Source organism: Lysobacter stagni, assembly GCF_030053425.1.
GTDB lineage: Bacteria > Pseudomonadota > Gammaproteobacteria > Xanthomonadales > Xanthomonadaceae > Lysobacter_J > Lysobacter_J stagni.
In genome coordinates, this window is sequence record NZ_JASGBI010000001.1 from 1,745,287 (window position 1) to 1,765,072 (window position 19,786).

17 protein-coding genes are annotated in these 19,786 nt (G+C 68.4%); 11 read left to right on the forward strand and 6 right to left on the reverse strand.

Annotated elements, in window-relative coordinates:
• Positions 1 to 47: 47 nt before the first annotated feature.
• Together QLQ15_RS07910 and QLQ15_RS07915 are read right to left on the reverse strand one after the other, a co-directional pair.
• Positions 48 to 1,502, reverse strand: a complete 1,455-nt coding sequence (locus QLQ15_RS07910; RefSeq protein WP_283212277.1) for a sigma-54-dependent transcriptional regulator — start codon at positions 1,500 to 1,502, stop codon at positions 48 to 50.
• Between the two features lie 70 nt (positions 1,503 to 1,572).
• Complete coding sequence (locus tag QLQ15_RS07915) at positions 1,573 to 3,195, reverse strand: sensor histidine kinase (RefSeq protein ID WP_283212278.1); 1,623 nt, start codon at positions 3,193 to 3,195, stop codon at positions 1,573 to 1,575.
• A 263-nt stretch (positions 3,196 to 3,458) separates the two neighbouring features.
• Between QLQ15_RS07915 and sucC the strand changes: the two genes are divergently transcribed.
• The 4 genes from sucC (at position 3,459) to QLQ15_RS07935 (ending at position 9,281) form a co-directional block, all read left to right on the forward strand.
• The gene (gene sucC / locus QLQ15_RS07920; RefSeq protein WP_283212279.1) at positions 3,459 to 4,625 is read left to right on the forward strand and encodes an ADP-forming succinate--CoA ligase subunit beta; all 1,167 of its coding nucleotides are present in this window, start codon (positions 3,459 to 3,461) and stop codon (positions 4,623 to 4,625) included.
• 12 nt (positions 4,626 to 4,637) lie between these two features.
• Positions 4,638 to 5,513, forward strand: coding sequence for a succinate--CoA ligase subunit alpha (sucD, locus tag QLQ15_RS07925; protein WP_283212280.1), 876 nt, complete (start codon positions 4,638 to 4,640; stop codon positions 5,511 to 5,513).
• Between the two features lie 86 nt (positions 5,514 to 5,599).
• Entirely contained in the window at positions 5,600 to 7,561 is a 1,962-nt protein-coding gene (locus tag QLQ15_RS07930) for an acyltransferase family protein (protein ID WP_283212281.1), read from the forward strand.
• A gap of 85 nt (positions 7,562 to 7,646) precedes the next feature.
• Entirely contained in the window at positions 7,647 to 9,281 is a 1,635-nt protein-coding gene (locus tag QLQ15_RS07935) for an NAD+ synthase (protein WP_283212282.1), read from the forward strand.
• Positions 9,282 to 9,370: 89 nt separating this feature from the next.
• Here the strand turns inward: QLQ15_RS07935 and QLQ15_RS07940 are convergent, their stop codons facing one another.
• Entirely contained in the window at positions 9,371 to 10,216 is an 846-nt protein-coding gene (locus QLQ15_RS07940) for an outer membrane protein assembly factor BamD (RefSeq protein ID WP_283212283.1), read from the reverse strand.
• A gap of 78 nt (positions 10,217 to 10,294) precedes the next feature.
• On the opposite strand from QLQ15_RS07940, the gene rluD reads away from it, so the two are divergent.
• The 7 genes from rluD (at position 10,295) to gloA (ending at position 15,753) form a co-directional block, all read left to right on the forward strand.
• A complete protein-coding gene (rluD, locus tag QLQ15_RS07945; RefSeq protein ID WP_283212284.1) occupies positions 10,295 to 11,281 on the forward strand; it encodes a 23S rRNA pseudouridine(1911/1915/1917) synthase RluD in 987 nt (328 codons plus the stop codon).
• 3 nt (positions 11,282 to 11,284) lie between these two features.
• Positions 11,285 to 12,040 (forward strand): peptidoglycan editing factor PgeF, encoded by a 756-nt coding sequence (gene pgeF / locus QLQ15_RS07950; RefSeq protein WP_283212285.1) that lies wholly within the window; start codon positions 11,285 to 11,287, stop codon positions 12,038 to 12,040.
• The gene (locus tag QLQ15_RS07955; protein ID WP_283212286.1) at positions 12,037 to 12,585 is read left to right on the forward strand and encodes a DUF4166 domain-containing protein; all 549 of its coding nucleotides are present in this window, start codon (positions 12,037 to 12,039) and stop codon (positions 12,583 to 12,585) included. Before pgeF ends, QLQ15_RS07955 begins: the two co-directional genes overlap by 4 nt.
• The gene (locus tag QLQ15_RS07960; RefSeq protein ID WP_283212287.1) at positions 12,575 to 12,985 is read left to right on the forward strand and encodes a thiol-disulfide oxidoreductase DCC family protein; all 411 of its coding nucleotides are present in this window, start codon (positions 12,575 to 12,577) and stop codon (positions 12,983 to 12,985) included. Before QLQ15_RS07955 ends, QLQ15_RS07960 begins: the two co-directional genes overlap by 11 nt.
• Positions 12,982 to 13,428, forward strand: coding sequence for a DUF3574 domain-containing protein (locus QLQ15_RS07965; protein ID WP_432277787.1), 447 nt, complete (start codon positions 12,982 to 12,984; stop codon positions 13,426 to 13,428). Before QLQ15_RS07960 ends, QLQ15_RS07965 begins: the two co-directional genes overlap by 4 nt.
• Before the next feature lie 124 nt (positions 13,429 to 13,552).
• Entirely contained in the window at positions 13,553 to 15,169 is a 1,617-nt protein-coding gene (locus QLQ15_RS07970; RefSeq protein WP_283212288.1) for a SulP family inorganic anion transporter, read from the forward strand.
• Between the two features lie 53 nt (positions 15,170 to 15,222).
• Positions 15,223 to 15,753 carry a lactoylglutathione lyase gene (gloA, locus tag QLQ15_RS07975; protein ID WP_283212289.1) on the forward strand — a complete coding sequence of 177 codons (531 nt, stop codon included), beginning with the start codon at positions 15,223 to 15,225 and terminating at the stop codon, positions 15,751 to 15,753.
• On the opposite strand, the gene otsA is transcribed toward gloA, so the two are convergent.
• From otsA to otsB, 3 genes are read right to left on the reverse strand one after another with little or no spacing between them, the layout of a single operon-like run.
• Positions 15,754 to 17,133 carry an alpha,alpha-trehalose-phosphate synthase (UDP-forming) gene (gene otsA / locus QLQ15_RS07980; RefSeq protein WP_283212290.1) on the reverse strand — a complete coding sequence of 460 codons (1,380 nt, stop codon included), beginning with the start codon at positions 17,131 to 17,133 and terminating at the stop codon, positions 15,754 to 15,756. It abuts the gene before it with no gap.
• Positions 17,134 to 17,158: 25 nt separating this feature from the next.
• The gene (locus QLQ15_RS07985) at positions 17,159 to 18,955 is read right to left on the reverse strand and encodes a glycoside hydrolase family 15 protein (protein ID WP_283212291.1); all 1,797 of its coding nucleotides are present in this window, start codon (positions 18,953 to 18,955) and stop codon (positions 17,159 to 17,161) included.
• 54 nt (positions 18,956 to 19,009) lie between these two features.
• Positions 19,010 to 19,750 (reverse strand): trehalose-phosphatase, encoded by a 741-nt coding sequence (gene otsB / locus QLQ15_RS07990; RefSeq protein ID WP_283212292.1) that lies wholly within the window; start codon positions 19,748 to 19,750, stop codon positions 19,010 to 19,012.
• Between the last annotated feature and the right edge of the window lie 36 nt (positions 19,751 to 19,786).

The following is a 19,786-nucleotide window of genomic DNA, read 5'->3' on the forward strand; positions in this document are numbered from 1 at the left end:
CGCCGCAGGAGGCGTGAGTTGGAAGCGACCCTCCCTTGCCGGGAGGGTCAGTCGATGCCGAGCTTCTTCAGCTTGTAGCGCAGCGCGCGGAACGTGATGCCCAGGGCCGCCGCGGTGCGCGTCTTGTTGTAACGGTTTTCCTGCAGCGCCTGCTGGATCGCGGCGCGCTCGATCTCTTCGATGTACGAGGGCAGGGGGCTGCTGGCGGTGTCGCGCGGATTCAGCGTGCGCGGGTCGATGGCCATCATCGGCTGGCCCGGAACGGCCAGCGTCGCGTTGCCTGCGGTGGTCTGCGAAGCGGGTGCCGACGCGGCGACCGGCGCAGGCTGCGTCGACGATGCGACCTGCGGCAGACGCAGGTCCTCGGCGGCAAGCGTGTCGCCTTCGGCCAGCGCCAGCGCGCGTTCGAGGATGTTCTCCAGCTCGCGCACGTTGCCCGGGAACGCATAGCTGCGCAGTGCGGCGAGCGCGTCGCTGCTGAGCAGCGGCACGGGGCGTCCCTGCGTGGCAGCCAGGCGCTGCAGCACCTTGGCGGCGAGGCCGGGCAGATCGTCCTGGCGCTCGCGCAGCGGCGGCACGCGCAGTTCGATCACGTTGATGCGGTAGTAGAGGTCCTGGCGGAAGCGGCCATCGGCCACCAGCGCGCCAAGGTCCTTGTGCGTGGCCGACAGGATGCGCACGTCCACCGGTATTTCGCTGTTCGCGCCGACCGGGCGGATCGACTTTTCCTGGATCGCGCGCAGCAGTTTGACCTGCATGGCCAGCGGCAGCTCGGCGATTTCGTCCAGGAACAGCGTGCCGCCGTCGGCGGTCTGGAACAGGCCGGGCTTGTCGGCGTGGGCGCCGGTGAAGCTGCCTTTCTTGTGGCCGAAGAACTCGCTTTCCATCAGCTCGGCCGGGATCGCGCCGCAGTTGACGGGCACGAACGGGCCGGTGGAGCGCGCGCCTTCGGCGTGGATGGTGCGGGCGACCAGTTCCTTGCCGGTGCCGGACTCGCCGACGATGTAGACCGGTGCCTGGCTGCGCGCCACCTTGCCGATGGTCTGGCGCAGCTGCCCCATGGCCGGCGACTGGCCGTACAGGCGCGCGGCGACCGCATCGGCCTGCGGCACGGCGCCGCTCTTGCGGGCTTCGTTGAGGTCCAGCGCATGGCGGACCAGATCGCGCAGCACGGCCAGGTCGACCGGCTTGGCGACGAAGTCGAACGCGCCGGCCTTCAACGCCTCGACCGCCGCTTCGACGTTGCCGAAGGCGGTGATCATGGCGACGGGCGTGTCCGGATGCTTCTGGCTGATCTCGGCGACGAGGTCCATGCCCGAGCCGTCAGGCAGGCGCATGTCCGTCAACGCAAGGTCATAGCGATTGCGCGACAGCTGGCTGCGCGCTTCGCCGAGCGTGGAGGCGGTGTCGCATCGCAGGCCCATGCGGCCCAAGGTCATGACGAGCAGTTCGCGGATGTCGCGTTCGTCGTCGACCACCAATGCACTACGTGTTTCAGCCATCCTTTCCTCCGGCCTTCACGATAACTTAAGGTTGCGTGGAGCGCCAAGCACGTTCTGGCGCATCGCGCATTCAGGAAGCCAGCAGCGTGTGGCTGCCGATCAGGCGGATGCGGAAACAGCCGCCACCACCCGGCATCGGAACGTAGTCGAGCGTGGCCTGGTTGGCGCGACACAGTTCGCGCGCGATGTACAGCCCCAATCCCGTGCCGTGGCTGGACGTGGTGAAGAACGGGCGGAACAGCCGCGAGGCCACCGACTCGGGAATGCCCGGTCCACGGTCCAGCACGTCGATGCAGGGCAGGCCCGCGTCGTCCGGGTACACATGCACGGTCACGCGCGCCGGTTCGCCCGGCATGCGCCCGTACGTCAGCGCGTTGTGCACCAGCACGGTCAGCACCTGGTGCAGCTGGCGCGGGTCGATCAGCACCGGCAGGCGCGCGACGTTGCCGGTGGCGCGCAGCGTGTCCAGATCGAGCGGATGGCTGGCCAGGTAATCCTCGACGAACAGCCGCGAGAAGCCCACCAGTTCGACGTGTTCGGGCTTCGCGGGCTCGCGCCGCGCCATGCCCAGCACGTTCTCGACGATGCCGTTCATGCGGATGCCCTGCTGGCGGATGATTTCCAGCAGCCGCCGCTCCGCGGTGGGCACGTCGTCGGATTCCTCCAGCAGCTGCACCGCGTAGTTGATGGCCGCCAGCGGATTGCGGATCTCGTGCGCGAGACTGGCCGAGAAGCGGCCCAGCGTTGCCAGCGTCATCGACTCGGCGTGGCGCGACAGCAGCGAGGTGTCGTCAAGGAAGATCAGCACCTGCTCGCTGCCGGCCAGCAACCGCGTGAAGCGCGGCACGACTTCGGGCAGGTCGGGCGCCAGTTGCAGCGGGCTGTCGTTGTGGCTGCCGTCCTGGCGCCAGCGCTCCAGTCGGCGCGCCAGCTCCGGCGCGGCGACGGCGAGGCTGCGATGGCCGTGCAGGTCGACGCTTTCGCCGGCATCGCCCAGCAGCAGCATCGCGGCCTCGTTGGCCAGGCGGATGCGATCGCCGCGATCCACCAGCAGCACGCCGGTGCGCAACCGGCGGATGATGAGTTCGTTGATCTCGCCCAGGTGCGCCGCCTCGGCGCCGCGCCGCTCGGCCAGGTCGTAGCTGTCGCGCATCTGCCGGCCCAGGATGCTGGTCAGCGTTGCGATGGCCATGTACCCGACGGAGAACATGATCGGTTCGGCCAGCGTGCGCGACTGGCCATCGACTTCCAGCAGGCTCCACGCGTATTCGCCGAACAGGCCCACCACCGCCACGATCGCGGCGCCGAAGCCGTAGCGCGGTGGCAGCAGCAACGCCGCCGCGCCCACGTTGAACAGCAGCATCAGCGCCACGCCGGTGCCGGCGGCGGGCATGGTGTGCATGGCCAGGATGCCGAAGAACAGGTCGGCCGCGATGCCGGTCAACGTCTGGCTGCGCAGTTCGCCCTGCCGGCCGAATACGAACAGCAGGGCGGCTATGAAGAGATAGGACAGGGCGATGGAGCGCGCCAGCAGCGCATGCCGCAGCGGTTCGATCAGGCCGGTGACCGGGCCGAACAGGAAAAACACCAGCAGCGCCGCCTCGAACAGGCGGTAGAGCGTGAAGAAATAGAGTTCGCGGCGCAGGGCGCGGTCGGCGTCGGCGGCGTCGATCGGGGCGAGAACGGACGGCAAGCGGCGGGGCCCGGCGTGAAGGATGCCCGACGAGTATGGACGGGCGCGGGAGTCCGTCGCCAGTCGGCGCCCCGCCATGCCGCCCGAATCGGCAAAGTGACGGCCCGCGGGCGCATCGACGCCGCCCAGGGGACCGGCCGTTTTGCCCGGGCCGCGCGGATCGGCGACAATACGGCCCCCTCGCGCACGGCCGGACGGGTCCCCATGGGCACCCGGACTGGCACCAGGCCGCGGGGATTCTTATCACTCCCCTCGGTGGACGCATGAATTTTCACGAATACCAGGCAAAGCAGCTGTTTGCCGAATACGGCATCGCGGTGCCGACCGGGCGCGTGGCCCGCACTCCGGACGAGGCCGTCGCGGCTGCCAAGACCATTCCGGGCGACCTGTGGGTCGTGAAGGCGCAGATCCACGCGGGCGGCCGCGGCAAGGCCGGCGGCGTCAAGCTGGCCAAGTCGTACGACGAGGTGAAGCAGTACGCGGCCGCGATGCTCGGCACGAAGATGGCGACCTACCAGACGGCCGGCGTCGAGCTGCCGATCGATGCGGTGCTGATCTCCGAGGGCACCGACATCGCCAAGGAGCTGTACCTGTCGGTGCTGGTCGACCGCTCGACCAAGTCGGTCACCTTCATCGCGTCGGCCGAAGGCGGCATGGACATCGAGCAGGTGGCCGCCGAGAAGCCTGAAGCCATCCACGCGCTGCACGTGAACTACGTGCAGGGCCTGCAGCCGTTCGAATGCCGCGACCTCGGCTTCGCGATGGGCCTCAACGCCAAGCAGGTGAACCAGCTGACCAAGATCATGCTGGGCCTGTACAAGCTGTTCAACGAGAAGGACCTGGCGCTGGTCGAACTGAACCCGCTGGCCATCCTCACCAACGGCGACCTCGCCGTGCTCGACGGCAAGGTCGATTCCGACGACAACGCCTCGTTCCGCCATCCGGAACTGGTGGCGATGCGCGACATCCGCCAGGAAGACGAGACCGAGGTGCTGGCCAGCCAGCACGACCTCAACTACGTCACGATGGACGGCAACATCGGCTGCATGGTCAACGGCGCCGGTCTGGCGATGGCGACCATGGACGTGATCAAGCTCAACGGCGGCGAGCCGGCGAACTTCCTCGACGTCGGCGGCGGCGCCACCAAGGAGCGCGTGACCGAGGCCTTCAAGCTGATCCTGTCGTCCGACAAGGTGAAGGCGATCTTCGTCAACATCTTCGGCGGCATCGTCCGCTGCGACATGATCGCCGAGGGCATCATCGCCGCGGTGAAGGAAGTCGACGTCAAGGTGCCGGTGATCGTGCGCCTGGAAGGCACCAACGTCGAAGCCGGCAAGGAACTGCTGAAGAACTCGGGTCTGGCCATTACCCCGGCCGACGACATCAACGATGGCGCGAAGAAGGCCGTTGCGGCCGTCGCCGGCAAGTAAGGGGCTGATGACATGTCCGTTTTGATCAACAAGAACACCAAGGTCATCGTCCAGGGCTTCACCGGCTCGCAGGGCACCTTCCACGCCCAGCAGATGCTCGAGTACGGCACCCAGGTCGTCGGCGGCGTCACGCCGGGCAAGGGCGGCACCAAGCACCTCGACCTGCCGGTGTTCAACACCGTCGCCGAGGCCGTGAAGACCACCGGCGCCGACGCGTCCGTCATCTACGTCCCGCCGCCGTTCGCGGCCGACGCGATCATGGAAGCGGCCGCCGCGGGCATCAAGGTCATCGTGTGCATCACCGAGGGCATCCCGGTGCTGGACATGCTGCGCGCCAAGAACGTGCTGAAGGGCTATCCGGACACCGTGCTGGTCGGTCCGAACTGCCCGGGCGTGATCACGCCGGGCGAGTGCAAGATCGGCATCATGCCGGGCCACATCCACATGCCGGGCAAGATCGGCATCGTGTCGCGTTCGGGCACGCTGACGTACGAAGCCGTGAAGCAGACCACCGACGTCGGCCTGGGCCAGTCGACCTGCATCGGCATCGGTGGCGACCCGATCAACGGCACCAACTTCATCGACGCGCTGAAGCTGTTCCAGAACGATCCGCAGACCCAGGGCATCATCATGGTCGGCGAAATCGGTGGTTCGGCCGAAGAAGAAGCCGCCGAGTACATCGCCAAGCACGTGACCAAGCCGGTGGTCGGCTTCATCGCCGGCGCCTCGGCCCCGAAGGGCAAGCGCATGGGCCACGCGGGCGCGATCGCCTCGGGCGGCTCGGGCACGGCGGAAGGCAAGTTCGCCGCGATGGAAAAGGCCGGCGTCACCACGGTGAAGTCGCCGGGCGACCTGGGCGCGGCGATCGCCAAGCGCCTGAAGGGCTGATTTCCGCGCCATCGGCGGCCTGAAACGAGACCCGCGCTGCGGCAACGCAGCGCGGGTTTTCTGTATCTTGGCCCCGGGGAGGGGGCATGTCGGCTCTGCAATACAAGCGGGAAATCGACGGACTGCGCGCGATCGCCGTTCTGGGCGTCGTGTTGTTCCACGCCGAGCCCGCATGGTTGCCGGGCGGGTTCCTCGGCGTCGATGTGTTCTTCGTGATCTCGGGCTATCTGATCACCTCGCTGCTGCTGCTCGAACATCACCGCTCCGGCACGCTCGATCTGACCGCCTTCTACGCGCGCCGGATGCGCCGCCTGCTGCCGGCGCTGGGCGTGGTGGTGCTGGCCACCGTGCTGGCCGGCCTGTGGCTGATTCCCGAAGACGCTCATCGCGACCTGCTGCGCTCGGCGGCGGCTTCGCTGTTGTTCGTGGCCAACGTCTACTTCCAGGCCAATACAGGCGATTACTTCGACATGCCGACCGACGAGGTGCCATTGCTGCACCTGTGGTCGCTGGGTGTGGAAGAACAGTTCTACCTCGTGTTGCCTTTGCTGCTGCTGTGGATGGCGCGGCGCGGTACACGCGGCCTGGTGAGCGTGCTGGTCGGGGCCAGCGTCGTTTCGCTGCTGCTGGCGGAACACTGGATCCAGATCCGTCCCTCGATCGCCTTCTACCAGATGCCGGCACGGTTCTGGGAATTCGCGGCGGGCGCACTGGTGGCCACCGCGCCACGCGGCCGCCTGCAGCCGCAGTTGGCCACGGCTCTGGCCTGGACCGGCCTGGGCACCGTCGTCGCGGCGATGGTGTTGGGCAGTCCGATGCATTTCCCGGGCGTGGGGGCGTTGCCGGTCGTGCTCGGTTCGGCGGTGTTGATATGGAGCCTGCACGACGGTGCGCGGCTTCACGGTGCCAGCGCGCTGCTCGGTGCGCGGCCGATGGTCTTCTTCGGCCTGATTTCCTACTCGTTGTATCTGTGGCATTGGCCGCTGCTCGCGATCCTGCGCGTGACGACGCTCGAGCCGTCGCTGGCGGCGCGATTGGGTGCGTGCGCCATCGCGATCGTGCTGGCCTGGGGCAGTCACCGGTACATCGAGACGCCGTTCCGACGCCGCCCCCCAGGGGCGACGTCGCAACGGCGGACGGTGGCGGTGGGAGCAGGGGCATCGGCGGTGTTGGCGCTGGCGCTGGTGGGCGTCGGCCAGGCGCTGACGCCTGCGCCACTGCCGACGCCGACCGGCCCGCAGGCGACCGCGGCACTGGATCGTCCGGCGAACATGAGCACCTGCCATTTCGGTCTGGATGCGGACATCGACCACCTGCAGCCGGCCGCGTGCAACTCCAACCCGGCGAAGCCGGCCAGCATCGTCCTGTGGGGCGATTCGCACGCGCTCGCATGGCAGCCGTTCGCGTGGTCGGTGGCCACCGCATCGGCGACCGCGGCAGCCAGCTTCACGCTGGACTCGTGCCCGCCGATCAGCAATTTCGACACCTGGCGCGCCGACTTTCCGCGGCATCGCGACAACTGCCGGCGCTTCAACGCGCTGGCGGCTGACTACGTCCGCCAGAAGACCCCCGACGAAGTGATCCTGGCGGGACGCTGGCTGCTGTATTTCCAGACGCGTCCGGCCAATGGCATGCGGCCGCAAAGTCCGGAATCGTTCGAACAGGGCATCGCGCAGGCCGTGGACGAGATTGCTCCCCACACGAAGAAAGTGGTGCTGATGGGGCCGCTGCCCGCGCTGGAGGCGCCGGCGCCGCGCTGCCTGTCGGCGCAGGACGAACCACGCTGCGCGATGCCGCGCCAGGAATACGATCGCCTGGCCGCCCGCGTGTGGAGCGTGTTCCGGCAGATCGCTTCGCGGCACCCGAACGTGGAGCTGATCGATCCGGCGGAGTTCTTCTGTGGCCCGGAACGCTGCCCCGCGGCGCGGGACGGCTATGCGTTGTTCTGGGACTCCAACCACGTCTCCACGCACGCGGCGCGCCAGTTCGCGCGCGTGTACCTGGCCGATCCGGCCCGCTGGCGCGCGTCCGCGGCACCGTTGCACTAGCGCCACACGGGCCGGACGACGCGGTTTTCATGCCGCGGGCAAAGTCCGATACTGGCGGCCAACGTCGTACGGAACCTGCGCCGCCATGAGTCAGCCGCTTCGCATCGCCCTCGCGCAGTTCGATTTCCCGGTGGGAGCGGTGCACCAGAACGCCGAACGCATCGCGACGATGATCGCCCAGGCGCGCGACGAGTTCGGCGCCGACATCGTGTTGTTCCCCGAGCTGGCGCTCAGCGGCTATCCGCCGGAGGACCTGCTGTTGCGCCCGGGGTTCCTGGCCGACTGCCAGGCGGCGATCGAAGATCTGGCGGCCAGCACGCGCGGGATCGTGGCCGTGGTCGGTTGGCCGCAGGCGGCCGGCAGCGTGGTCTACAACGCCGCCAGCGTGCTGCGCGACGGCCACATCTCCCACACCTACCGCAAACGCGAGCTGCCCAACTACGCCGTGTTCGACGAGCGCCGCTACTTCGACGTCGACCCCGACCGCGAGGATTGCGTGTTCGACGTGGATGGGGTGCAGGTCGGCCTGATCATCTGCGAGGACCTGTGGTTCGCCGAACCGCTGGCGAGCACGGTGGCGAAGGGCGCCGAACTGGTGCTGGTGCCCAATGCCTCGCCGTTCGAACGCGACAAGCACGCCGAGCGCGACGAGATCATGGCGCGCCGCGTGCAGGAGACCGGCGTCGGACTGGTCTACCTCAACCTCGTCGGCGGACAGGACGCGGTGGTGTTCGACGGCGGTTCGGTCGTGGCCGATGGCGACGGCACCGTGCATCCGGCCGCGGCCGCCTTCACCGACCAGTGGCTGGTGGTGGAGTTCGATCCCGATTCGCGCCGTTTCTCGCCGCTGCAGTGGGTGGAGGATGGCGACGAAAGCCGCGATGCACTGGCCTGGCGCGCGGTCGTGCGCGGCACGCAGGACTATTGCCGCAAGAATGGTTTCACCAAGATCTGGCTGGGCCTGTCGGGCGGCATCGACTCGTCGCTGGTGCTGGCGGTCGCGGTGGACGCGCTGGGCGCGGACAACGTCACCGCGGTGCGCATGCCGTCACGCTACACCGCAGGTCTGTCCAACGACCTGGCCGAGGAGCAGTGCCGCGTGCAGGGCGTCCGCCTGCTGACGCTGCCGATCGAAAAACCGTTCCAGGGGTATCTGGACGCGCTGGCGGAGCACTTCGGCGATCGGCCGGTCGACGTCACCGAGGAGAACCTGCAGTCGCGCACGCGCGGCGCGCTGCTCATGGCGATGAGCAACAAGTTCGGCGGCCTGTTGCTGACCACCGGCAACAAGAGCGAGTACGCCGTCGGCTATGCCACGATCTACGGCGACATGTGCGGCGGCTATGCCCCGCTGAAGGATCTGTACAAGACCGAGGTCTTCGCGCTGGCGCGCTGGCGCAACACGGTCGGCGACCGCGTGATCCCGCAAGGCGTGATCGACCGTCCGCCTTCGGCCGAGCTGCGCGAGAACCAGAAGGACCAGGATTCGCTGCCGGCCTACGATGTGCTCGACGCCATCCTGCTGCGCTATGTGGATCAGGAGCAGTCGCGCGACGAGATCGTGCGCGCCGGTTTCGATGCCGGCACGGTTGATCGGGTGCTGCGTCTGGTGCGCATCAGCGAATGGAAACGCCATCAGGCCGCGCCGGGCCCGAAGGTGTCGCGCCGCGCATTCGGGCGCGAGCGACGTTATCCGATCAGCAACGGCTACAGCGGCTGATCCTCGCGCGGCGCGTGCCGCGCGTCTGATTCCTCCAACGAAAAACGCCGCCCGGTGGGCGGCGTTTCGACGTTCGGCGTTGGTGCGGGTCAGCGGTTGTCGAGCGCCGACTTCTCACCCGCGAACGGGTTGAGCTTGCGCCAGTTGCTGGGGTAGTCAGGCCACTTGCCCGCCAGGAACGGATGGTTCGGATCGTTCAGCTGCAACACGCGCTTGGCGTCGGCAGCCAGCGACTCGTTGCCCAGGCCTTCGTAGGCGGCAGCGAGCGTGGCGACGGCGTCGTTCTGGTACTTGCTCTGCGGATAGGTCTCGAGCAGGAAGCGGGCGCGTTCGCTGGCCGCCACGTACGCGCCGCGACGCAGGTAGTACAGGGCCGTGTCCAGCTCGTGGCGCGCGAACATGTCGCGCAGTCCACGCATGCGCTCGCGGGCGTCGGCGGCGTAGCGGCTGTTCGGGTAGCGGTCGGCGACGATGGAGAAGTCGTTGAACGCCTGCAGCGGGGTGGCCAGGTCGCGACGGCTGGCGTCCAGGCTCCAGACCTTCTGCAGGAACACCGTGTCGCGGCTGGAATTGGTCAGGCCGCGCAGGTAGTACATGTACGCGGTGTTCTTGTGCGTCGGATAGGTGCGCAGGAAGCGGTCGATGCTGCTGATCGCGTCGTCGTGCTTGCCCGACTTGTATTGTGCGTAGGCGGTCTCGACCAGGGCCTGCTCCGTGTACGGACCGTACGGGTACTGGGCGACCAGGCGCTTGTAGGTGGTTTCGGCACCGGACCAGTTACCGTTGGTCATCGAGCGGTGGCCCTTTTCGTAGAGCTGCTCGACCGGCACGCCTTCATCCGCGTCCTTGTCCTTGAATCGGCTGCAACCGGCGCCAGCGAAGGCAACGATCAGCAGCATGGCCAGCAGACGCAGAGACTTGGAGCGTAGGGTCATGGGAAAAGGCGGGCGCCGAAGGTACGAAGACCGGATAATAGCAGTCCCCACGCGTCCGCCCTGAATCCTTCCCCTCCGATGCCTCCGGTCCCGCCAAGCTCCGCCAATCCCCTCCAGGCCATCGTCCCGGACAGCGCCGCCGGCCGCCGTTTCGATGCGGTCCTGGCCGAACTTTTCCCGGATTTCTCCCGGTCCCGTCTGGCCGCCTGGATCAAATCCGGCGACGCCCGGCTCGACGGCCGGGAGGTCCGCCCGCGCGATCCGGTACGTGGCGGCGAGACCGTCACCCTCCAGGCCACCCTGGACGTGCAGACCCATTCCGAGCCCGAGGACATCGCACTCGACATCCTCTTCGAGGACGAGCACGTCATCGTGGTCAACAAGCCGGCGGGCCTGGTGGTGCATCCGGGTGCGGGCAACCCGGCCGGCACGCTGGTCAACGCGCTGCTCCACCACGACCCCTCGCTCAACACGCTGCCGCGCGCCGGCATCGTGCATCGGCTCGACAAGGACACCTCGGGCGTCATGGTGGTCGCGCGCACGCTGCAGGCGCACACCGCCCTGATCGAACAACTGTCCTCGCGCGAGGTGCACCGCCAGTACCTGGCCGTGGTGGTGGGTTCGCTGGTGTCGGGCGGCACCGCGGATGCGCCCATCGACCGGCACCCGCGCGACCGCATCCGCATGGCCGTGCGCGAAGACGGCCGTGACGCCGTCACGCACTTCCGCCTGCGCGAACGCTTCCGCGCCCACACGCTGCTGGAATGCCGCCTGGAAACCGGGCGCACCCACCAGATCCGCGTGCACATGGCGCACCTGAAGCACCCCATCGTCGGCGATCCGCTGTACGGCGGCCCGCTCAAGTTGCCCAAGGGCGCCACCGACGACCTGATCGCCACGCTTCGCGGCTTCAAGCGCCAGGCGCTGCACGCGCAGACGCTGGAGTTCTCGCATCCGGTGACCGGCGAGGCGGTGCGCTGCACGGCGCCCGTGCCCGAGGACCTGGAGCAGCTGGTGAACGTGCTGCGCGAGGACACCCAGGCCGCCGCCGAGCGGGAGCGCTGAGGCATGGCCGTCGCGTGGCTGGACGCGCAATGGCCCGCGCCGCGCACGGTGCGGGCGTTCACCACGCTGCGCCATGCGCTGGGCGTGTCGCAGCCGCCGTTCGATCACTTCAATCTGGGCCTGCGCGCGGGCGATGACGCCGCCGACGTCGAGCGCAACCGCGCGCTGCTGGTCGAACACGCGCATCTTCCGTCGCCGCCGTGCTGGTTGCGCCAGGTGCATGGCGTGGAGGTCGCGCGCTTCGACGCGCCCAGCGGGGTCGAGCGCGAAGCCGATGCATCGGTGACCGGCACGCCGGGCACGGTGCTGGCCATCCTCACCGCCGATTGCATGCCCGTGCTGTTCTGCGACGAGAACGGCAGCGAAGTCGCGGCCGCCCACGCCGGCTGGCGCGGGCTGGCCGGCGGCGTGCTCGAGAACACGCTTGCCGCGATGCGCGGTGCTTCCGGTCGCATGCACGTCTGGCTCGGTCCCGCCGCAGGGCCGCAGGCGTACGAGATCGGCGAAGAAGTCCGTGATGCCTTCGTCGCCCGCGATTCCGGTGCGGATGCGGCCTTCGCATACACCCGCCCCGGTCACTGGCGCGTGGACCTCTACGCGCTCGCGCGTCGTCGCCTGCAGGCCGCAGGCGTGGCAGTCGAACGCATCCACGGTGGCGGTCTGTGCACGATTTCCGACCCGCAGCGCTTCTTCTCGCACCGCCGCGACCAGCGCGGCGGACGCATGGCCTCACTGATCTGGATCGAGCCGGCGCCATGACCGGATCCGCGCCGCAGCCGCTGTATCGGCAACTGCTTGCGGCGCAGTTCGATGGTCTGCCCACGTCGGTGCGCACGCTGCACGATCGCGCCGGACAGCACCGTTACCACGGCAAGGTGGAAGTGGAGCGCGGCAGTGGCCTGCTTTCACGACTGTGCAGCTGGAGCGCCCGACTGCCCAGCGCCGGGCGCGGCACCCTGCACGTGGACATCCACACCGATCCGCACGGCGAACGCTGGGCGCGGCATTTCGCCGGGCGTGCGATGCGTTCGCGACTGTGGGTGCGCGATGGTCACCTGTGCGAACGGTTGGGCCTGCTGACCTTCGCGTTCCGCCTGACGGTCGAGCCGCTTGCCGCGGGACGGGCCGTGATCTGGCACGTCGCGCGCGTACGTGCGCTGGGCGTGCCGCTACCGCGTGGGTGGTTCACCGGCGTGAGCGCGCGCGAGTACGAGCGCGAGGGGCGTTACCGGTTCGATGTCGCCGCGCGTCTGCCTGGCGTGGGCCTGCTGGTGCACTACCGGGGGTGGCTCGATGTCGGGTGAGGCGAACGCCACCATCGTCTTCGACGGCTTGTGCGTGCTGTGCAACGGGTGGGTGCGCTTCCTGCTGCGCCACGACCGCCACGGCCGCTACCGCTTCGCCGCCATGCAGGGCGAGAGCGGCCGCGCGCTGCTCGCCGCACACGGCCTGGATCCGGACGATCCCGTGTCGTTCCTGCTGGTGAATGGCACGCGGGCATTCACCGATACCGAGGCCATCGGCCGGGTGCTGTGGGGGCTGGGCGGCGTATGGGCCGTACCTGCCGCGGTGATCGCGATCTTCCCGCGTGCGCTGCGCGATCGGTTGTATCGGTGGGCCGCGCGCAACCGCTACCGCTGGTTCGGCCGTCACGACATTTGCATGGTTCCATCGCCTGCGCAGGCGGCGCGCTTCCTGCCATGACGGCGCGTGAAGCACTGGTGTTCGTTCTCGCGGCGGCGCTGTCGCTGGGCGGTTGCGTGAGCGTTCCGGATGCGTCGTCGGCCATGCACGGCGATGCCGCGCGTCCGGCGCAGGCGCAGGCCTGGATCCGCAGCGAGCTGTATTTCGCCGTCGGCAACGAGGACGGAACCGGCATCATCGACGACGCGCACTGGCGCGCATTCCTCGATGCACAGGTCACGCCGCGCTTTCCCGATGGCCTGACCGTGCTCGACGGCTACGGCCAGTGGCGCTTCCGCGACGGCGATCGCCTCGTGCGGCAGCGCTGCAAGGTGCTCGTGGTGCTGCATGAGGACACCGCCGCGCGCCGCGTCGACATCGATGCGATCCGCTCGGCGTGGAAGCGCGCGACCGGGCACGAGTCCGTGCTGTGGGCGCGGCAACCGGTCGAGGTGTCGTTCTGAGCCGTGCGCGCAACACAGCGGCCCGCACCGGGCGCTGACCGCGCCGGCCGCGCTGCGCTACGCTCCCGCCGGACGCGCGATGTCGCGTCCCCGCCCTCAATCACGCCTTCCCGGAGACCGGTCGATGACCGCAACCCCGCACCGCCGCTGGTTCGTTGCCGGCGACATCAACGGATTCTTCGGCCTGGTGGTGGACAACCTGTCCATCCTCGGCTTCATCTCCGCCGCGCTGATCGGCATCTTCCAGTTCCCGGCCGACGTGGTGTTCACGCGGATGTTCCCCGGCACCGCGCTCGGCGTGCTGGTGGGCAACCTCATCTACACCGCGATGGCGCGGCGACTGGCGCAGCGCAGCGGGCGCGACGATGTCACCGCGATGCCGCTTGGCCTGGACGCGCCGACCAGCATCGGCATGGCGTTGCTGGTGCTGGGTCCCGCGTTCGTCGCATTCAAGCAGCAGGGCATGGACGAGCAGGCCGCGGCCACCGCGACCTGGCAACTCGGCATGGCCTCGCTGATGGTGATGGGCACGCTGAAGCTGGTGCTGTCGTTCTTCGGCGATGCGATCACGCGCGCCGTGCCGCGCGCGGCGCTGCTGGGTTCCATCGGCGGTGCCGCGCTGGCGCTGCTGGGTTTTCTCCCGTTGATCGAAACGCTGCGCTCGCCGGTGGTGGGTTTCGTCACCTTCGGCCTGCTGATGTACGTGCTGGTGGCGAAGGGCAAGCTGCCGATTCGCCTGCCGGGCGTGCTGCTGGCCTTTATCGTCGGCACCGTTCTGTACTACGGCCTGGGAATGGCGGGGCTGGGTACCCCGGGCTTCCAGCTGCCCAATCCCGCGCCGCTGCGTTTCACGCTGCCGCTGCCCACGCTGGGCTTCGTCGATGGCCTGCGCTACACCGTGCCGTACCTGCCGCTGCTGCTGCCGTTCGGCCTGCTGATGGTGGTGGGCGGCATCAACGTCAGCGAGAGCGCGCGCGCAGCCGGTGACGACTACCGCACGCGCGACGTGCTGCTCGCCGAGGCCGTGTCGACGCTGGTCGCCGGTCTGTGCGGCGGTGTCGCGCAGACCACGCCCTACATCGGCCAGCCCGCCTACAAGCACATGGGCGCGCGCATGGGCTACACGTTGCTCACCGGTCTTTTCATCGGACTGGGCGGCGTGTTCGGGTACGTATCGGGTCTGGTGCAGTGGTTGCCGATCGCGGTGCTGGCGCCGATCATCGTCTACGTCGGCATGGACATCACCGTGCAGGCCTTCCACGAAAGCCCGCGCCGTCACGCGTTGGCGGTGGCGCTGGCGTTCCTGCCGTCCATCGCCTACCTGCTGGTGATCAAGGTGGGCAATCCGGCATGGATCGATCCGGCCCGTTTCGCCGCGCTGTACAGCGGCGTCGACAGTCACGGGCTGCCCGACCTGGCCACCATCGTCACGCTCGGCAACGGCTTCATCATCACCGCGATGATCTGGTCCAGTGCGCTGGTGGCGATGATCGACCAGCGTTTCCGTCGTGCGGCGGCGATCCTGCTCATCGGCGCGGTACTGACGCTGTTCGGCTTCATCCATTCGGTGGATCCGCGCGGCAGCATCTACCTGCCGTGGCATCTGGAAGGCCTTGCGCGCGCGATCATGGGGCAGTTCGCGGGCGCGTACGTGGCGCTGGCGCTGCTGCTGGGCCTGCTCTCGCTGCAGCGCCATGCCGATCCTGCCGGCACCCGCGTGGAACCCGATGCCGCGGATTGATCTGCGCGCGAACGGCCGCATCCTGATTGGATAACCCCCAGACGAGCACGACGATGTCCCTGCAGACCCAGCTCAACGCCAACCCAGGCGTGGCCGCCGACCGCGATCCGACCACCCTCGGTTTCGTCTTCAACCACACCATGCTGCGCGTCAAGGACGTGGCGAAGTCGCTGGACTTCTACACGCGCGTGCTGGGCTTCACGCTGGTGCGCCGGCGCGATTTCGACGAGGCGAAATTCAGCCTCTACTTCCTGGTGCTGGTGGACGACCCCACGCAGATCCCCGCGGAAGAGCCCGCACGTGGCCAGTGGCTGCTCTCGCAGCGCGGCGTGCTGGAACTCACGCACAACCACGGGACCGAATCCGATCCGGCTTTCGCCTATCACGACGGCAACAGCGAGCCGCGCGGCTTCGGCCACATCTGCGTATCGGTGCCCGACGTGGAGGCCGCGTGCGCGCGTTTCGAGGCGTTGGGCGTCGCGTTCCAGAAGCGCCTCACCGACGGCCGCATGAAGGACATCGCCTTCATCAAGGACCCCGACGGCTACTGGGTTGAGATCCTGCAGCCGACCGCGCGCGTGTGATCACGCGTCTGCGGACGGTTCCCGCAATGCGGCGAGGTATCTCCTGCGCCACGCCGTGATGTCATCGCGGCGCAGCAGGGCGATCATCGTTTCCCAGCGTTCCCGGCGTTCGGCCAGGGGCATTTCCATGGCCGCCGCCAGCGCGTCGGCCACGCCGTCCAGGTCGTAGGGATTCACCAGCAACGCCGCGTCCAGTTCGCGCGCGGCGCCGGCGAAGCTGGACAGCACCAGCACGCCGGGATCCTGCGGGTCCTGCGCGGCGACGAATTCCTTGGCCACCAGGTTCATGCCATCGCGCAGCGGCGTGACCAGGCCCACGCGCGCCAGGCGGTAGAAGCCGGTCAGCGTGGGATGCGGGTAGTTGCGATTGACGTAGCGCACCGGTGTCCAGTCGGGTTCGGCGTGCGCCCCGTTGATATGGCCCGACAGCTGCTCCAGTTCGCTGCGCAGGTTCTGGTACTCGAGCACTTCGCCCCGCGAGACGGGCGCGATCTGCAGATAGGTCAGCTTGCCGCGGTGGTTCGGATGGCGCTTGAGGAAGCGGCCGAACGCGCGGAAACGCTCCGGTAGACCTTTGGAGTAATCCAGCCGGTCCACGCCGATGCCCAGTGCGCGCCCGGACAGGCTCGTCGCCAGCCGCTTCACGCCCGCTTTGTTCACCGCAGCGGCGGCCTGCGCCTCGATATGCGCCGTGTCGATGCTGATGGGGAACGCACCGGCGCGCAGGCGCTTGCCCTTGTGCGTTTCCAGCACGCCATGCGAAATGACGCGGCCGCGGCCGAACAGACGCACGTAGTCCTGGAAGCGCTCGAGGTCGCGCTCGGTCTGGAAGCCGATCAGGTCGTAGGACGACAACCCTTCGAACAGGCGCTCATGTTGCGGCAACGCGGCGAGCAGGTCCGAGGACGGCATCGGCACGTGCAGGAAAAAGCCCAGCCGGCACGAAACGCCCAGCTCGCGCAGCAGCTTCGCCATCGGAATGAGGTGATAGTCGTGCACCCAGACGATGTCATCTGGTCGCAACATGGGTGCCAGTTTTTCCGCGAACAGCGCATTGACGCGACGGTACGCGGCGTAGGTGACACGGCTGTAGTCGACCAGGTCGACGCGGAAGTGCAGCAGGGGCCACAGCGTGCGGTTGGCGAAGCCGTTGTAGTAGTCGTCGTGGTCGCGCTTGGACAGGTCCATCGTGACGTAGCGGATGTTGCCGGCATCCACTTCGTGCAGGTGGCCCGACTCCTGCGCGTCGATGCGTCCGCTCCAGCCGAACCACAGCCCGCCGGTTTCCTCCAGTGCCGCCTGCAGCGCAACCGCCAGTCCGCCGGCGCTGCTCAGACCCGGAAGGGCCACGCGGTTGGACACCACCACCAGCCGGCTCATGCCGTCGCTCCACGCACCGCAGCGCTCATGCCGCGTCCTGCCACGGGCGCGACAGGCGCATCGCGGCGTTGATCAGGCCCACATGCGAGTACGTCTGCGGGAAGTTGCCCCAGGCCTCGCCGCCGTCGAACTCCAGGTCTTCCGAGAGCAGTCCCAGCGGATTGCGACGCGTGAGGATGCGTTCGAACAGCGCACGCGCCTCCTCATGCCGGCCGATCGCGGCGAGCGCGTCGATGTACCAGAACGTGCAGATGGTGAAGCTGGTTTCCGGCGCGCCGAAGTCGTCGGGAGCGATGTAGCGGAACAGCGCATCGCCGCGTCGCAGGTGCTGGCCTATCGCCTCAACGGTGCGCACGAAGCGCGGGTCGTCCGGTTTCACGAAGCCCAGGTCGGCCAGCAGCAGCAGCGAGGCGTCCAGGCGATTGCCGTCGAGCGCTTCGACGAAGTGGCCCAGGTCCTCGTTGTAGGCGTGCTCGATGATCCGCGCGTGCACTTCATCGGCGCGCTCCCGCCACAGCTTCACCTGCGGCGCCATGCGCAGGTGCACCGCGATCCGGGCCAGACGGTCGCACGCGGCCCAGCACATCACGCTCGAATAGGTGTGCACTTCCTCGCGCCCGCGGAATTCCCACAGGCCGGCGTCGGGCTTGTCGTGCAGGGCGTAGGCCAGCTCGCCCACGGGCTCCAGCCGCGCGAAGATCGAAGCGTCGCCGACGCGCGTCAGGCGCTGGTCGAAGAACAGCTGCGTGGAAGCGAGCACCACGCTGCCGTACACGTCGTGCTGCTTCTGCAGCCAGGCCAGGTTGCCGCGCCGCACCGGGCCCATGCCGCGATAGCCGGCCAGCGATTCCACTTCCGATTCCGCCAGCTGGCGTTCGTAGCCGATGCCGTACAGCGGCTGAAGCTCGCCATTGGTCGAGGCGACGTTGGCGACATAGCGCAGGTATTCCTCCATGGTGCGCGTGGCGCCCAACCGATTGAGCGCGCGTACCACGAAGGCCGAGTCGCGCAGCCAGCAGTACCGGTAGTCCCAGTTGCGCACCGTGTGCGGTGCTTCGGGAATCGAGGTGGTGATCGCGGCCACGATCGCGCCGGTCTCGTCGTACTGGCACAGCTTCAGCGTGATCGCGCTGCGGATCACCGCGTCCTGCCATTCCAGCGGGATCGACAGGTTGCGGACCCAGTTGCGCCAGTACGTGTGGGTCTGTTCCTCGGCGTTGCGCACGAACCCCGCGACCGACTGGGTGAGCGTTTCGTCCGGGCCCAGCACCAGGTGCGCATCTCGGTCCAGCACGAAGGGCAGGGCGTCGCGAATCACCCGCACGGGCACGTCGCTGGTCAGACGCAGCGTGAAGTCCGGAATGAGGTAACGGATATGGTTGCTTCCCCAGGTGGTTTCCGGCTTGACCGCGCCGTAGTCGCCCAGCGGACGCAGCCGGATGCGGATGCGCGGCGTGCCGGCAAGCGGGCGCAAACGGCGCATCAACATCACCGGTCGGTAGAAGCGATCGTTCTGGTGCCAGCGCGGTGCGAAATCCACGACCTCCACCGCACCGCCGTGCAGGTCGCGCAGTACGGTGCGCAGCATCGCGGTGTTGGTGATGTATTCCTGCTCGGAGGACGCGAAGTTCTCCAGCTCGATCGCGAAGTCGCCGCCTTCGTGGACGCCCGGCGACAGCAGGGCGCAGAAGGTCGGATCGCCGTCGAAGGCGGGGACGCAACCCCAGACGATGCGTGCGCGGGCGTCGACCAGCGCCGCGACGCTGCCGTTTCCGATGATCCCCAGGTCGAGGTTGGCGGGAAGGGTTGCAGTGGAAGTCATCCGTACTCCTGGATCGGCCCCATCTGGATCGACCGATGGGTGCGCGTGCGTGCGTCAGGCCAGCGACAGGCCCTCCTCCAGCCACGCGCGTACCGCGGCGGGATCGTGCAACGCGTAACGCGCGGCGGTGGGTTGGCGCGGGCCCACGAGAACGCCGAACCCACCATGGCTGGCGACTGCGGTGAAGGCATGCTCGTCGGTGAGGTCATCGCCCACGAACACCGGGCGACGCCCCTTGAACGGCGGCAGGGCGAGCAGGTCCACCACGGCCTCGCCCTTGTGCGCGCCGTCCGGACGCAGTTCGAGGACGTTGTTTCCGGGTTGCAGGTGGTAGCCCGGCAGGTCGATCAGCGCCGAACTGGCGAATTCGCGCAGCGGCTCTTCCGCGGCCGGTGCGCCGCGCCAGTGCAGCGCGACCGCAACTCCCTTGTCTTCGATGCGCGCACCCGGGAATTTCGCGGCCAGCGAACGTGCGGCAGCCAGCACGCCATCGAGCGCGGGCGGGCGCGCGTCACGGCTGATGTGGCCGTCGTCGCGGCGCTCCAGCCCATGCAGGCCCGCAGCCGGCAGGTGCAACGGTGCGAACAGTTCGTCCAGCTGTACCAGCGTGCGTCCGCTCACCAGGGCCAGCGCTCCGTCCAGCCGTCCGTGCAGGACAGCCAGCACGTCGATCAACTCCGGCTGCACCAGCACATCGCCCGGCGCATCGGCGAAGTCCAGCAGGGTGCCGTCGACGTCCAGGAACAGGGCCCAGTCGGGCGTGATCGCCGGTGGCGCGGGAAGGTGGGCAGGCATGCACGCATTGTGAACACGCCTGTGTCAGCATCAGGT

Coding starts and splice junctions, on each gene's coding strand:
- QLQ15_RS07910 (WP_283212277.1), bottom strand. CDS start 1,502: ATGGCTGAAACACGTAGTGCATTGGTGGTCGACGACGAACGCGACATC.
- sucC (WP_283212279.1), top strand. CDS start 3,459: ATGAATTTTCACGAATACCAGGCAAAGCAGCTGTTTGCCGAATACGGC.
- sucD (WP_283212280.1), top strand. CDS start 4,638: ATGTCCGTTTTGATCAACAAGAACACCAAGGTCATCGTCCAGGGCTTC.
- QLQ15_RS07930 (WP_283212281.1), top strand. CDS start 5,600: ATGTCGGCTCTGCAATACAAGCGGGAAATCGACGGACTGCGCGCGATC.
- QLQ15_RS07935 (WP_283212282.1), top strand. CDS start 7,647: ATGAGTCAGCCGCTTCGCATCGCCCTCGCGCAGTTCGATTTCCCGGTG.
- QLQ15_RS07940 (WP_283212283.1), bottom strand. CDS start 10,216: ATGACCCTACGCTCCAAGTCTCTGCGTCTGCTGGCCATGCTGCTGATC.
- rluD (WP_283212284.1), top strand. CDS start 10,295: ATGCCTCCGGTCCCGCCAAGCTCCGCCAATCCCCTCCAGGCCATCGTC.
- pgeF (WP_283212285.1), top strand. CDS start 11,285: ATGGCCGTCGCGTGGCTGGACGCGCAATGGCCCGCGCCGCGCACGGTG.
- QLQ15_RS07955 (WP_283212286.1), top strand. CDS start 12,037: ATGACCGGATCCGCGCCGCAGCCGCTGTATCGGCAACTGCTTGCGGCG.
- QLQ15_RS07960 (WP_283212287.1), top strand. CDS start 12,575: ATGTCGGGTGAGGCGAACGCCACCATCGTCTTCGACGGCTTGTGCGTG.
- QLQ15_RS07965 (WP_432277787.1), top strand. CDS start 12,982: ATGACGGCGCGTGAAGCACTGGTGTTCGTTCTCGCGGCGGCGCTGTCG.
- QLQ15_RS07970 (WP_283212288.1), top strand. CDS start 13,553: ATGACCGCAACCCCGCACCGCCGCTGGTTCGTTGCCGGCGACATCAAC.
- gloA (WP_283212289.1), top strand. CDS start 15,223: ATGTCCCTGCAGACCCAGCTCAACGCCAACCCAGGCGTGGCCGCCGAC.
- otsA (WP_283212290.1), bottom strand. CDS start 17,133: ATGAGCCGGCTGGTGGTGGTGTCCAACCGCGTGGCCCTTCCGGGTCTG.
- QLQ15_RS07985 (WP_283212291.1), bottom strand. CDS start 18,955: ATGACTTCCACTGCAACCCTTCCCGCCAACCTCGACCTGGGGATCATC.
- otsB (WP_283212292.1), bottom strand. CDS start 19,750: ATGCCTGCCCACCTTCCCGCGCCACCGGCGATCACGCCCGACTGGGCC.